At 73.9% G+C, this 12,304-nt stretch carries 12 protein-coding genes; 8 read left to right on the forward strand and 4 right to left on the reverse strand.

Annotated features, from left to right (window positions below; all coding sequences use genetic code 11):
* Positions 1 to 129 precede the first annotated feature (129 nt).
* Positions 130 to 1,617 carry a geranylgeranyl reductase family protein gene (locus tag ABGA99_RS03795; protein ID WP_347582147.1) on the forward strand — a complete coding sequence of 496 codons (1,488 nt, stop codon included), beginning with the start codon at positions 130 to 132 and terminating at the stop codon, positions 1,615 to 1,617.
* On the opposite strand, the gene ABGA99_RS03800 is transcribed toward ABGA99_RS03795, so the two are convergent.
* On the reverse strand, positions 1,601 to 2,053 hold the full coding sequence (locus ABGA99_RS03800; protein ID WP_347576973.1) for a nitroreductase family deazaflavin-dependent oxidoreductase: 453 nt from the start codon (positions 2,051 to 2,053) through the stop codon (positions 1,601 to 1,603). The two genes, ABGA99_RS03795 and ABGA99_RS03800, sit on opposite strands and share 17 nt — an antisense overlap.
* A 158-nt stretch (positions 2,054 to 2,211) precedes the next feature.
* Between ABGA99_RS03800 and ABGA99_RS03805 the strand changes: the two genes are divergently transcribed.
* From ABGA99_RS03805 to ABGA99_RS03815, 3 genes are all read left to right on the forward strand, one after another.
* On the forward strand, positions 2,212 to 2,913 hold the full coding sequence (locus ABGA99_RS03805; protein WP_347576974.1) for a TetR/AcrR family transcriptional regulator: 702 nt from the start codon (positions 2,212 to 2,214) through the stop codon (positions 2,911 to 2,913).
* A 170-nt stretch (positions 2,914 to 3,083) separates the two neighbouring features.
* Positions 3,084 to 4,439, forward strand: a complete 1,356-nt coding sequence (locus ABGA99_RS03810) for a sensor histidine kinase (RefSeq protein WP_347582148.1) — start codon at positions 3,084 to 3,086, stop codon at positions 4,437 to 4,439.
* Positions 4,436 to 5,101, forward strand: coding sequence for a response regulator transcription factor (locus ABGA99_RS03815; protein WP_347576976.1), 666 nt, complete (start codon positions 4,436 to 4,438; stop codon positions 5,099 to 5,101). Before ABGA99_RS03810 ends, ABGA99_RS03815 begins: the two co-directional genes overlap by 4 nt.
* Positions 5,102 to 5,167: 66 nt before the next feature.
* Here the strand turns inward: ABGA99_RS03815 and ABGA99_RS03820 are convergent, their stop codons facing one another.
* Positions 5,168 to 7,390 carry a germacradienol/geosmin synthase gene (locus tag ABGA99_RS03820; RefSeq protein ID WP_347582149.1) on the reverse strand — a complete coding sequence of 741 codons (2,223 nt, stop codon included), beginning with the start codon at positions 7,388 to 7,390 and terminating at the stop codon, positions 5,168 to 5,170.
* 203 nt (positions 7,391 to 7,593) lie between these two features.
* The gene (locus ABGA99_RS03825; RefSeq protein ID WP_347576978.1) at positions 7,594 to 8,274 is read right to left on the reverse strand and encodes a response regulator; all 681 of its coding nucleotides are present in this window, start codon (positions 8,272 to 8,274) and stop codon (positions 7,594 to 7,596) included.
* A 180-nt stretch (positions 8,275 to 8,454) separates the two neighbouring features.
* Here ABGA99_RS03825 and ABGA99_RS03830 point away from each other — a divergent pair, with 180 nt between their 5' ends.
* From ABGA99_RS03830 to ABGA99_RS03840, 3 genes are all read left to right on the forward strand, one after another.
* The gene (locus ABGA99_RS03830) at positions 8,455 to 9,450 is read left to right on the forward strand and encodes a tripartite tricarboxylate transporter substrate-binding protein (protein WP_347576979.1); all 996 of its coding nucleotides are present in this window, start codon (positions 8,455 to 8,457) and stop codon (positions 9,448 to 9,450) included.
* Between the two features lie 161 nt (positions 9,451 to 9,611).
* Positions 9,612 to 10,097, forward strand: coding sequence for a tripartite tricarboxylate transporter TctB family protein (locus tag ABGA99_RS03835; RefSeq protein ID WP_347577044.1), 486 nt, complete (start codon positions 9,612 to 9,614; stop codon positions 10,095 to 10,097).
* Between the two features lies 1 nt (position 10,098).
* Positions 10,099 to 11,613 (forward strand): tripartite tricarboxylate transporter permease, encoded by a 1,515-nt coding sequence (locus tag ABGA99_RS03840; RefSeq protein ID WP_347576980.1) that lies wholly within the window; start codon positions 10,099 to 10,101, stop codon positions 11,611 to 11,613.
* On the opposite strand, the gene ABGA99_RS03845 is transcribed toward ABGA99_RS03840, so the two are convergent.
* Positions 11,567 to 11,812, reverse strand: coding sequence for a DUF6332 family protein (locus tag ABGA99_RS03845; protein WP_347576981.1), 246 nt, complete (start codon positions 11,810 to 11,812; stop codon positions 11,567 to 11,569). The two genes, ABGA99_RS03840 and ABGA99_RS03845, sit on opposite strands and share 47 nt — an antisense overlap.
* 87 nt (positions 11,813 to 11,899) lie before the next feature.
* On the opposite strand from ABGA99_RS03845, the gene ABGA99_RS03850 reads away from it, so the two are divergent.
* Positions 11,900 to 12,295, forward strand: coding sequence for a MarR family transcriptional regulator (locus tag ABGA99_RS03850; RefSeq protein ID WP_347576982.1), 396 nt, complete (start codon positions 11,900 to 11,902; stop codon positions 12,293 to 12,295).
* Positions 12,296 to 12,304: the final 9 nt, after the last annotated feature.

Raw genomic sequence — 12,304 nt, forward strand, 5'->3', positions numbered from 1 at the left:
GTCCTGCGGTGTCGGGTCCCGGGATCGGGGCGAGCGGTGACGATCATCGCACAGCGGTACGTCGTTCTAGGATGCGGCAGGTGGGCGCCCCCGGGCGGGGGAGGCCGGAAACAGGAGCAGAGAGCCAACGTGACCAGCGAGAACGAGGCGGGCAACGGAACGGGCGAGGCGGCGGCCGGCCGCTCGCCGGGCGACGCACGGAACGCGGCCGAGGACGCGGTGCAGGACGCGGCGCCGGACGAAGCGCCGGACGAAGCGCCGGCCGAAGCGACGGACGCGGACGCGCGGGACGACGCGGCGCCGGGCTCCGAGCCCGACGCACCGGGCGAACCGGCGCCGGACGAACGGCCCGAGAAGACGCCGCCGGTGGCCCCCGGGGCGACGCCCGCCGCCGCGACCGGCGGCGAGGCCGGCGGGGAGCCGCGGGTCTGGGACGTCCTCGTGATCGGCGCAGGCCCGGCCGGGGCCTCCGCGGCGTGCGCCGCCGCCGGGCAGGGCCGCAGCGTCCTGCTCCTGGAGCGCTCGGAACTGCCCCGCTACAAGACCTGCGGCGGCGGCATCATCGGGCTGTCCCGCGAGGCGCTCCCCGACGGCGTCGAACTGCCGCTGCGCGACCGCGTCAACGCCGTGACGTTCACCATGCGCGGCCGGCTCGGCCGCACGCGCCGCTCCCGCCGCACCCTGTTCGGGCTCGTCAACCGTGCCGAGCTGGACGCCCGGCTCGCCGAGGCGGCGCAGCGCGCGGGCGCGCGGCTGCGTACCGGCGTGACCGTCGCGCGGGTCGAGCAGCACGGGCCCGAGGTGCCGGACCGGCGCACGGTGGCCGTGCATCTGTCGGGCGGCGAGAAGGTGCTGGCCCGCGCGGTGGTCGGCGCGGACGGCAGCGCGGGGCGGACCAGCAGCCACGTCGGGGTGGAGCTGGAGCAGGTGGACCTGGGGCTGGAGGCCGAGATCCCGGTGCCGCCGGAGGTCGCCGACGACTGGCGCGGCCGGGTGCTCATCGACTGGGGCCCGCTGCCCGGGAGTTACGGGTGGGTCTTCCCCAAGGGCGACACGCTGACGGTCGGCGTGATCTCCGCCCGCGGCGACGGCGCCGCGACGAAGCGCTATCTGGAGGAGTTCACCGCCCGGCTCGGGCTGGCGGGCTTCGAGCCGAGCCTGTCGTCGGGGCACCTCACGCGCTGCCGCGCCCACAACTCGCCGCTGTCCCGCGGCCGGGTCGTCGTCTGCGGCGACGCCGCGGGGCTGCTGGAGCCGTGGACCCGGGAGGGCATCTCGTACGCGCTGCGCTCCGGCCGGCTCGCGGGGGAGTGGGCCGTGCGGATCGCGGAGGCGCAGGACGCGGTGGACGCGCGGCGCCAGGCGCTCAACTACGCGTTCGCCGTGAAGGCGGGCCTCGGCGTGGAGATGGCGGTCGGGCGGCGGATGCTGTCGGCCTTCGAGCGGCACCCCGCGGTGTTCCATGCCGCGCTGACCGGTTTCCGGCCTGCGTGGCACATGTTCACGAAGGTCACGCAGGGGTCGACGACGCTCGGCGAGATCGTCCGCACCCACCCGGTGGCGCACCGGGCGCTGTCGATGCTGGACCGCAAGAGCGCGCTCAGCGGGTCTCGGTGAGGCGGAAGACCGGGTGGTCGGGGGCGGCGGCGAGCAGCTCCTCGTCGGAGGATTCCGCCGTCACGCCCTGGAAGTACTGGTTGACCTCCCAGCCCCAGCGTTTGAGGTAACCGCGCAGCACGGGCACGGCGACGGCGGGCGGCACCTCCTCGACGGTGAAGGCGCGCACTTTGCGGCCGACGCGCAGCTCGCCGCCGCCGGCCGCGCGCATGTTCCGGACCCACTGGGAGTGGCCACGGGCGGAGACGAGGTACTGCTCGCCGTCGTGGCGGTGCGGGTTGACGGGCAGGCGCAGCATCTTCCCGGACTTCCGGCCGCGTACGGACAGCTCCGCGGTGCCCATGAAGCTGAAGCCGTGGCGCGCGAGCCAGCCCACCACCTTGTTGAAGCGCGAGGCGACGCGGCCGGCCTTGAGGTAGTAGGGCTGCGTGGTCATCGTGACCTCCTGGAGTGAGCGCTGATCCGAACCGAGAGCAGTGCTCTCGCCTGAGAGCAGTGTGCATCAGGGCGGTGGTCTTAGGCAAGAGCACTGCTCTCGGTTCTGTGCACCGATCTCGTTTGTGTGCACTGCTCTCTCGGTGGCAGACTGCCCCCATGACGAGGGTCACAGGAGCCAGGGAGCGCGCCCGCACCGAGATCGCCGAGAGCATCAAGGCCGAGGCCAGACGCCAGCTCGCCGACGCGGGTGCCGCCCGCCTCTCGCTGCGCGCCGTAGCCCGCGAGCTGGGCATGGTCTCCTCGGCGCTCTACCGCTACTACCCCTGCCGCGACGACCTCCTCACCGCGCTGATCATCGACGCCTACGACGCCGTCGGCGGCGAGACGGAGCGCGCCCTCGCCGCCGCGCCCGGCGCCGACCCCGTCGCCCGCTGGACCGCCGCCTGCCACGCCGTACGCCGCTGGGGGCTGGCCCACCCGCACGAGTACGCCCTCCTCTACGGCTCCCCCGTCCCCGGCTACGCCGCCCCCGAGACCACCAACGACCCCGCCTCCCGCGTCGCCCGCGCGCTCATCGCCGTCGCCGAGGACGCCGCGGACGCGGGGCTGCTCGACCCGGGGACCGTCGAGTCCGCCGACGTGCTCCGCGACGCCGAGCAACTGGTGCGCCGCCTGGGCGTACGGCTGCATCCGGCGGCGATGGCGCGGCTGGTCGCCGCCTGGTCGCAGCTCTTCGGTCTCGTCGGCTTCGAGGTCTTCGGCCAGTTCCACGAGGTCGTCCACGCCCGTGAGGAGTTCTTCGACCGGGCCGCGGCGGACCTGGGCCGCGGTATCGGCCTGCGCACCCCCGCCGTGTAGCCGCCCCCGCCGCGGGCGCACCCCCCCGGCCCGGTGACCCCGGCCCGGCGGCCCCTGCTCCGTGCAACCACCGGCCTCACCCCCGCTGAGCAGGTACTCCACCGGGAGTACGCCGGGTGTCCGCGTACGGTGGACGCCCGAAGGCCCCGCCGCCGGTTAGCGTTTCAGCCATGCGACGCGGAGGACCCCCCTGGTGGGGGCGGGACGACGAGGCCGGCGGCCGGCGGTGGCCGGGGCCCCCGTTCGGCGGGCCCTGCGCACCCGGCGGCCCCGGCGCCCCGCGCCCCGCCGCCGACGGCGAGGACGGCCGCCCCCTGCCCGGCATGCTCCGCTGGCTGCCCAGCCGCGACCGCCTGCCCTGGCGCTCCACCCTGTTCCTGACCTTCTTCATGGTCGTCGGCACCCGCGGCGCCGCTCAGGCCACCGACCGCGTCGCCCCCTTCCCCGGCGCGCTCGGCTTCCTCTTCGCCGCCGCCGTCCTCCTCCTGCTGCGGCACCGCTACCCCCGTACCGCCGCCTTCGGCACCGTCGCCGTCTGCCTCGGCTATCTGGCCACGGGCTTCCCGTACGGGCCGATCTTCCTCAGCGCCGCCGTCGCCTGCTTCGCCGCCGTCTCGGTGGGGGAGCGGCACGCCGTCTGGGGGGCGCTCGCGCTGCTCTTCGCCGGCCACGTCGCGTACACCTCCGTCCTCTACCGCTGGCTGCCGCCGAGCGACGACGGCGGCGGCCACTGGGGCCAGGTGCTGTTCGTCATCGCCTGGGTGCTGGCGGTCGTCGCGGGCGGCGAGCTGATGCGTACGCGCCGCGAGCAGTGGGCCGCCGCACGGGCCGAGCGCGAGCAGGCCAAGCGCCGCCGCGCCGACGAGGAGCGGCTGCGCATCGCCCGCGAGTTGCACGACGTGCTGGCGCACAGCATCTCCGTCATCAACATCCAGGCGGGCGTGGGCCTCGCGCTCCTCGACCAGCAGCCCGAGAAGGCCCGCGAGGCGCTGATCACCATCAAGTCCGCCAGCAAGGAGGCGCTCGGCGAGGTCCGCCAGGTGCTCGACGCGCTGCGTGCCCCAGGCGGCGCCCCGCGCTCGCCCGCCCCCGGCCTCGACCGGCTCGGCGAGCTGAAGGAGCAGGCCGCCGCGGCCGGCCTCGCCGTGGACGTCACCGTCGAGGGCGAGCGGGCCCCGCTGCCCCCGGGCACGGAACTGGCCGCGTTCCGCATCGTCCAGGAGGCGCTGACCAACGTCGTCCGCCACTCCGGCTCGCGCACCGCCCGGGTCCTGGTCCGTCACGCCCCCGGCGAGCTGGAACTGCAGATCGACGACGACGGCCCCGCCACCGCGAGCGGCCTCACCGGCGGCGGCAACGGACTGGTCGGCATGCGCGAGCGCGCCTCCGCGCTCGGCGGCACCGTCGAGGCCGCCACCCGCCCCGACGGCGGCTTCCGGGTGCGGGCCCGGATCCCGCTGCCGGCGGATACCGTGAACGCCGGCCGCGAGACCCGCAGCCGCGACACCTCAGAGGAGCGCCAGTGATCCGCGTGATGCTCGCCGACGACCAGGTGCTCGTACGGGCCGGCTTCAGCGCTCTCCTCGACGCGCAGCAGGACGTGGAGGTGTGCGGCGAGGCGGCCGACGGCGAGCAGGCCGTGGCCGTCGTCCGCGAACGGCGCCCGGACGTCGTCCTCATGGACATCCGCATGCCGGTCCTCGACGGTCTGGAGGCCACCCGCCGGATCACCGGCGACCCGGACCTGGCGGAGGTGAAGGTCGTCATGCTCACCACCTTCGAGCTGGACGAGTACGTCTTCGAGGCGATCCGCGCCGGCGCCTCCGGCTTCCTGGTCAAGGACACCGAGCCGGAGGAACTGGTGCGCGCGGTACGGGCCGTGGTCGAGGGCGACGCGCTGCTCTCTCCGGGCGTTACCCGCCGGCTGATCTCCGAGTTCGCCGCCCGCTCCAAGGAACCCGCGGCGGCCGCGGCCCTGGACGAGCTGACCGAGCGGGAGCGGGAGGTCATGGCGCTGGTGGGCATGGGCCTGTCGAACGAGGAGATCGCCCGCCGGCTGGTGGTCAGCCCGCTGACGGCCAAGACGCACGTGAGCCGGACCATGGTCAAGCTCGGCGTACGGGACCGGGCGCAACTGGTGGTGCAGGCGTACGAGTCGGGGCTGGTGCGCCCCGGCTGGCTCGGCTGAAGGGGGCCGCCCCGCACCCGGACCCGTCCCGCGCCCCTCCAGCCGCGCCCGAACCCGGCCGCTCCCTCACCCCCCGGCCCACGCCCCCGGCCGCGCCGCCGCCGTGCCCAGCCCCGCCGGCGCCCCGCCCGGCAGCCCCGGACCGCCCGCGTACTCCGCCAGCTCCGCGGCCCCGTAACGCCGCACGTGCAGGTGCCAGTTGAGGATCCCGGCCATCCAGTTCTGGAGGTCGCGCATGTAGGCGTCCACCGCCTCGCGCTCCTTCCGCGAGACCGCGAGGTCCTCGTACAGCACCGGCAGTCCGGTCTCCAGCACGTGCTCGAACTGCCGCATCCGCCCTGTCGTGAGGTCGTGCACGATACGCACCGCGTCCGGGTAGCCGACGCCGAAGAAGTTCTGCACCACCAGCACGCCGTTGTGGATCTCCCCGTCGTACTCGATCTCCTTCTGGTACGAGAAGAGGTCGTTGAGGAGGCAGGCGTAGTCCATGGCGGAGTTCTCCAGCGCCCGCACCGGCCCGCTCTCGTAGATCTCCGGCGGCACGTCGCTCCCGCGGCGCAGCCGGCACAGGTATGTCGTCATGTCGGAGCCGAACGTCGCCCGGCGCATCTCGATGTAGTCGACCGGGTCCGGGACGCGGTGCTGCGCCTGGTTGGACAGCTCCCACAGCCAGGCGTCGAGCATGACGGACACCGTGGCCCTGAAGTGCGCCCGCTGCTCCGGAGCCATCGGCTCCGCCGTCCGCCGCCACAGGTCGGCCAGGCCGCCTTCCAGCGCGTTCGCCGGCGGGGGCGCCGGCGTCCCGTCGCATAGCGGCATGCACAGCTTCAGCCGGTCGTTCGAGGCCCGGGCCCCGGCCAGGTCACGGGCGCGGCCGAAGACGGCGGGGTAGTAGTCGTCCCCGTAGGTGCCCCAGGCCAGCCACAGCGAGGCCAGGGCCAGCTCCTCCTCGTCGGCGTCCGGGTGCAGCCCCGACGCGCAGAGCGGGAAGTCGTAGCCGCGCAGGCGCCGCGCGTCCCACACGTGCGAGCCCGGCACGCCCGGCTGGGGCTGCAGGAAGCCCATCCGGCTGCACCAGTCGACGGTCCGGGACCTGGCCATGTCGAGGTGCCGCGAAAGTCGCAGCCCGTACGGCATGCACATCTCCGGCACCAGCGACGGGCCGACGCGCCGGTGCGGCATATGCGCGTACGAGCGCAGCCGCACCGCCCCGGTCGCGGTCAGCAGCCCGCGCACGCCCACCCCCGGCCCCGCCGGCGCGTACGGCAGGGCGGGCGGGCCGGTGGCGGCGCCCGCGTTCATGTACCGGCTGGAGCGCAGGTGCCACTCGTGCCCGCCCGACTGCCAGTCCTGCATCCCCTTCGCGTACGCGGCCACCCGCGCGCACTCCGCAGGCGTCAGCTCCTCCTCGGCGAGGAGCACGGGCAGTTCGGTGAGCGCCGTGTGCTCGAACTGCTGCATCCGGGACGTCAACAGGTCGTTGACGCGTTCGGCGGCCTCCTGCGTACCGCAGCCGAGGAACGTCTCCATCACCAGCACGCCGTTGCTCAGCTCGCCCTCGTCCTCCACCTCGCGCTGGTAGGAGAAGAGGTCGTTGCGCAGGTGCACGGCGTCGGCGAAGGTGTCGCGCAGCACCAGCAGCGGCCGGGACGCGGCCACCCGGTCCGGTACCTCCGCCGCCGCCGCGTACTCCACGAGCCCCGCGGACCACGGCGCCCCGCCGACCTTGCGCCGCATCTCGACGTACTCGACGGGGTTGGCCACCCGCCCCTCGTCGATGTTCGCCAGTTCCCACAGCGACTCGTCGAGCAGGTTGACCGTGCTCTGCGCGAACCGCCGCCGCCACCCCGCCGACATCGCGGGCACCGTCCGGGCCCACAGGTCCGCGAGCCCCGCCTCCACCGGGTTGCGCGGCTCGGGGATGTCCGCGCCGGAAGGCTCCGCCGGCATGAACGCGGGGAGCCGGTCGAGGTACGCCTTGGCGCCGGCCCGGTCGCGGTCGCGCTTGAACGCCTCCACGAAGTGGTCGTCGAAGAAGAACACCCACACGTACCAGTCGGTGACCAGCGACAGCACGTCCGCCGAGCACTCGGGGTGGGTGTACGCGCACAGCAGCGCGTAGTCGTGCGCGTCGAGGTCGGCGGTGTCCCAGATGCCCGAGCCCTCCAGCATCCCCATCCCGCGCGCCCACGCCCGTGAGTGCCCCCGCGCCTGCTCGACGTGCGGGTTGAGCCGCGCGGGCCACGGCAGGTAGAAGGTCGGCAGTTCGAACGGCTGCTTAGGCGGCATCCGCCCCTCCCCGGGTTCGTTCGCGTCCAGCGCCCGGGGCAGCACTACCCCCGGCGTCGCCCCGGCACCCCGGGATGCACTCGTAGGGGTGACGCCCGGGCCGCATGTGCGGGTCGTGCACGGGGTCGTATACGGACGGCGGCCCCGGGCGTGCGGGCCCGCGCGCGTGCCCCCGCGCCGGCGCGCGGCCCCGCGCGTACGCTTCAGCCGGCCCAGCGGTAGCGGTGCTCGGGCCGCCCCGTGCCGCCGTACTTCAGCGACAGCTCGGCGCGGCCGGAGTCGGCGAAGTGCTCCAGGTAACGCCGGGCGGCCACCCGGGAGATCGCCGCCGCCTCCGCGCACTCGCTGGCAGACAGGCCGCCGGGGTGCTCGCGCAGCACCCGTTCCACCAGCTCGGCGGTGCGTACGTTGAGCCCCTTGGGCAGCGCGCCGGAGACGGTGGGGCGGGCGCTGAAGAGCCGGTCGACGTGCGCCTGCTGGACGCCGCCGGTGTCGTCGAGCGCGTCGAGCCGGGCGCGGGTGGCGGCGAAGTGGCGCAACTGCTCCTGCAGCGCGGCCTGGCTGAACGGCTTGATGACGTAGTGCAGCGCGCCCCCGTGCAGCGCGCCGCGGATGGTTTCGGCGTCCCGGGACGCGGTGATCACGAGTACGTCGGTGTCCGCGTGCTCCCCCGCGCGCAGCCGCCGCAGCACCCCGATGCCGTCCATGTCCGGCAGATAGACGTCGAGCAGCACCAGGTCGGGGCGCAGCCGCGCCACGGCGCGCAGCGCCTCCGCGCCGCTGTGCGCGACACCGGCCACCTCGAAGCCCTCGGTCGCCGCGACGTAGCGGCTGTGCAGCTTGGCCACCATGAAGTCGTCGTCGACCACCAGTACCCGGATCACGGCGGTCAGGCTAGCGCTCCGGGACGGTCCGCGCCGGGACCAGAACGACCAGAAGTTTCCTTGCGTTCACAAGCGCGACCTCTGGGGCCCCCGGCGGGAGCATGTGGCGACATCCGGACCCCAGTGATCATCCACGGCTCCGCGGAGCCGGCTCCTCGACGAAGAGGCGGTGACCGAACCGTGCGTCTGCCGGCCACTCTACGCACCCCGTTCGCGCTCGCGGCAGCGGCGCTGCTGGTGCTCCTCGGCCCGCCGCTCATCACGGAGGGGGACGGCGCGGCGGGCGGCAGCCGGATCCCCGGCCTGGAGCTGATGGTCCCCAACACCCCCGGCGGCGGCTACGACATCACCGCCCGGACCATCGCCCGGAACATCGAGGAGGCCGATCTCGGCAGCAACGTCGAGGTCTTCAACCTCCCCGGCGCCGGCGGCACCGTGGGCCTGTCCCGGCTGGTCAACGAACACGGCAACGGCAAGCTCGTGATGTCCATGGGGCTCGGGGTCAGCGGCGCGGTGCGTACCAACACCACCGACCACACGCTCGCCGACACCACCCCCATCGCGCGGGTGACCGAGGAGCCCGACATCGTCGTGGTCCCCGCCGACTCCCCGTACAAGACGTTCGGGGATCTGCTGGCCGACTGGAAAGCCTCCCCGGGCACGACACCGGTCGGCGGCGGCTCGTCCCCCGGCGGTCCGGACCACCTGGCACCGATGCTGATGGCCCGGGCCGCCGGGATCGTGCCCAAAGAGGTCAACTATGTGCCGTACGACGGCGGCGGCGAACTGCTCGCGTCGATCCTCGGCGGCAAGGTCGCCTTCGGCGTCTCCGGCGTCGGCGAGTACCTCGACCAGATCGAGGCGGGCGACCTGCGGGTGCTCGCCGTCACCGGCGGCGAGCGGCACCCGGGTCTGGACGCGCCGACGCTGCGCGAGACGGGCATCGACGTGGCGTTCACCAACTGGCGCGGCTTCGTCGCCCCGCCGGGGCTGTCCGGCACCGAACGCAAGAACCTGATCCACCTCTTCGAGAAGCTGCACGACACCGACGAGTGGCGGCAGTCGCTGAAGACGAACGGCTGGACCGACGCCTTCCTCACCGGCGAGAAGTTCGGCGACCACCTCGACGCGCAGGACCGGCGCGTGGTCTCGGTGCTGAAGGAGCTGGGCCTGTGACGAACGAGCCGACGACGAACGAGCCGACGGCGGACGAGAGCCGCACCCCCGCGGAGCCGCCGGGGGGCAAGGGAGCCCCGGACGGCAAGGAAGCGCCGGACGGCAAGGAAGCGCCGGACGGCAAGGCCGCCCCCGACCGCGGCTCCGGCGGGCCGCTCGCCCTGCTGCGCGGCAGGTCGGAACTCGGCGTCTGCGTCCTGCTGCTGGCCCTCGGCGTGCTCGTCCTGATCGACGCGCTGACCATGGACACCGACTACGCCCAGCGCGGCCCGGTCGGACCCGAGGCCGTCCCCACCGTCATCGGCATCGCCCTCCTCGTCGTCTCCGCCCTCCTCGCCGTCGACGTGCTGCGCGGCGGCAAGGGCGAGGCCGAGGGCGGCGAGGACATCGACCTCGACGCGCCCTCCGAGTGGCGCACCGTGCTGCTGCTCGCCGGGGTCTTCCTCGCCAGCGCCTTCCTCATCGGCGAGGTCGGCTTCCCCCTCGCCGGCGCCCTGCTGTTCTGGGGCGCGGCCTACGCGCTGGGCAGCCGGGCGTTCGCCAGCGACCCGCTCGTGGCCGCCGTGCTGTCGGTGATCACGTACACCGTCTTCACCAACCTGCTGGGTGTCCCGCTGCCCGGCGGGCCGCTCATGGAGGTGCTGTGAGATGGACTCCTTCGCCTCCCTCGTCGACGGCTTCGGCACCGCACTGACGCCCGCCCACCTCCTGTGGGCCGCCGTCGGCGTCCTCCTCGGCACCGCCATCGGCGTGCTGCCCGGCATCGGCCCCGCCATGGCCGTCGCGCTGCTGCTCCCCGTGACGTACGGGCTGGAGCCCACCGCCGCGCTCATCATGTTCGCGGGCATTTACTACGGCGGCATGTTCGGCGGCTCCACCACCTCCATCCTGCTCAACACACCGGGGGAGAGCGCCGCGGTGGTCGCCGCCATCGAGGGCAATCCGATGGCCAAGTCCGGCCGCGGCTCGCAGGCCCTGGCCGCCGCGGCGATCGGGCACTTCGCGGGCGGCGTGATCGGCACGATCCTGCTGGTCGCGCTGGCGCCGGTGATCGCGGACCTGGCCGTCGACATCGGTGCGCCGGACTACTTCGCCCTCATGGCCCTCGCGTTCATCGCGGTGACCTCCGTGCTGGGCCGCTCCCGCATCCGGGGCTTCGCCTCGCTGCTCATCGGGCTGACCATCGGCCTGGTCGGTCTCGACCAGATGACCGGCCAGGAGCGGCTGACCTTCGGCTCGCTGCAACTCGCCGACGGCATCGACGTCATCATCGTCGCGGTCGGCCTCTTCGCGGTCGGCGAGGCGCTGTGGGTGGCCGCCAGGCTGCGCTCGGGCAACCAGGGGCCGATACCCGTGGGCCGGCCGTGGCTCGCCCGTTCCGACGTGCGCCGCACCTGGAAGCCGTGGCTGCGCGGGCCCGCGATCGGGTTCCCGTTCGGGGCGATCCCGGCGGGCGGCGCGGAGATCCCCACCTTCCTGTCGTACGTGACGGAAAAGCGGCTGTCGAAGCACAAGGACGAGTTCGGCAAGGGCGCCATCGAGGGCGTCGCCGGACCGGAGTCGGCGGCGTCCGCCTCCGCGGCCGGGACGCTGGTCTCGATGCTCACGCTCGGCCTGCCGACGACCGCGACGGCCGCCGTGATGCTGGCCGCGTTCCAGCAGTACGGCATCCAGCCGGGCCCGCTGCTCTTCGACCGCGAACCCGACCTGGTGTGGGGCCTGATCGCGTCGCTGTTCGTCGGCATGTTCCTGCTGCTGCTCATCAACCTGCCGCTGGCGCCGGTCTGGGCGAAGCTGCTGCGCATCCCGCGGCCGTATCTGTACGCGGGCATCCTGTTCTTCGCGGCGGTCGGCGCGTACGCCGTCAGCGGTGAGGCGGTCGACCTGGTCATCCTGCTGGTGATCGGCCTGATCGGGCTCGGCATGCGGCGCTACGGGCTGCCGGTGCTGCCGGCGATCATCGGCGTCATCCTCGGCCCGGCGGCCGAGCAGCAGATGCGCCGGGCGCTGCAGCTCAGCGACGGCAGCCTGAGCGGCCTCGTCAACACCCCGTTCGCGGTCACGGTCTACGCCGTCATCGCGCTGATCCTGCTCTGGCCCCTGGTCAGGCGGCTGGTCACCAGCGACGCAGGACGAGCGCGACGCGGATCACGAACGCCATAGCCCCGGCCGCCTTCGCGGCCGTCAGCACCCCCACCCTTGCGTCGCCGCGCACCGTGTCGAAGAACAGCGCGGGCGCGGCGACGGCGAGGAACACCGCGCCCGCCAGCAGGGCCGCGGTGACGGCGGCGTACACGATCTCGACGGTCACGGCGTCCCGTTGGGTCTGCGTCCTCGGTCCCCGCATATCGAGCCCCCTCATGCTGGGAATGCTACCGCGCAGCGCCGTGTTCAATCCGTTGCACACCGGCCGTCACATCCCGCTCACGGGCTGGTACGGTGCCATGCCATGGCAACGGGGAGCGCCGAAGGCGCGGTGGTTTCTCAATGGCGGGAGATCCGCGCGGTGCACGCGCGGGCGGTGGGCGAGTTGGACCGTGAGCTGCATCGATACGGCATCGGGGCCAGCGACTTCGAGGTGCTGGACGTGCTCCTCGGCATGGCGAATTCGGGCGACAAGGCGAGCCTGCGGGTCCAGGAGCTCGCGGACCGGGTGCACCTGAGCCAGAGCGCGCTGTCCCGCCTCGTCGGCCGGCTGGAGAAGCACGGTCTGGTGACCCGCGGCATGTGCCCCGAGGACCGCAGGGGCGTGCAGGTGTGCGTCACCGACGCGGGCCGCAGTCTGCACGCCGAGGCGCTGCCGGTGCAGCGGGCGGTGCTCGCCCGCACCGTCGGCATCAGATGACCGGCTGAC

The organism is Streptomyces sp. B5E4, assembly GCF_039871555.1.
GTDB lineage: Bacteria > Actinomycetota > Actinomycetes > Streptomycetales > Streptomycetaceae > Streptomyces.

What these genes read in the sequence shown, in the direction of transcription:
- ABGA99_RS03800 (WP_347576973.1), bottom strand. Translation starts at nt 2,053, where the DNA reads ATGACCACGCAGCCCTACTACCTCAAGGCCGGCCGCGTCGCCTCGCGC.
- ABGA99_RS03810 (WP_347582148.1), top strand. Translation starts at nt 3,084, where the DNA reads ATGCGACGCGGAGGACCCCCCTGGTGGGGGCGGGACGACGAGGCCGGC.
- ABGA99_RS03805 (WP_347576974.1), top strand. Translation starts at nt 2,212, where the DNA reads ATGACGAGGGTCACAGGAGCCAGGGAGCGCGCCCGCACCGAGATCGCC.
- ABGA99_RS03820 (WP_347582149.1), bottom strand. Translation starts at nt 7,390, where the DNA reads ATGCCGCCTAAGCAGCCGTTCGAACTGCCGACCTTCTACCTGCCGTGG.
- ABGA99_RS03850 (WP_347576982.1), top strand. Translation starts at nt 11,900, where the DNA reads ATGGCAACGGGGAGCGCCGAAGGCGCGGTGGTTTCTCAATGGCGGGAG.
- ABGA99_RS03840 (WP_347576980.1), top strand. Translation starts at nt 10,099, where the DNA reads ATGGACTCCTTCGCCTCCCTCGTCGACGGCTTCGGCACCGCACTGACG.
- ABGA99_RS03845 (WP_347576981.1), bottom strand. Translation starts at nt 11,812, where the DNA reads ATGAGGGGGCTCGATATGCGGGGACCGAGGACGCAGACCCAACGGGAC.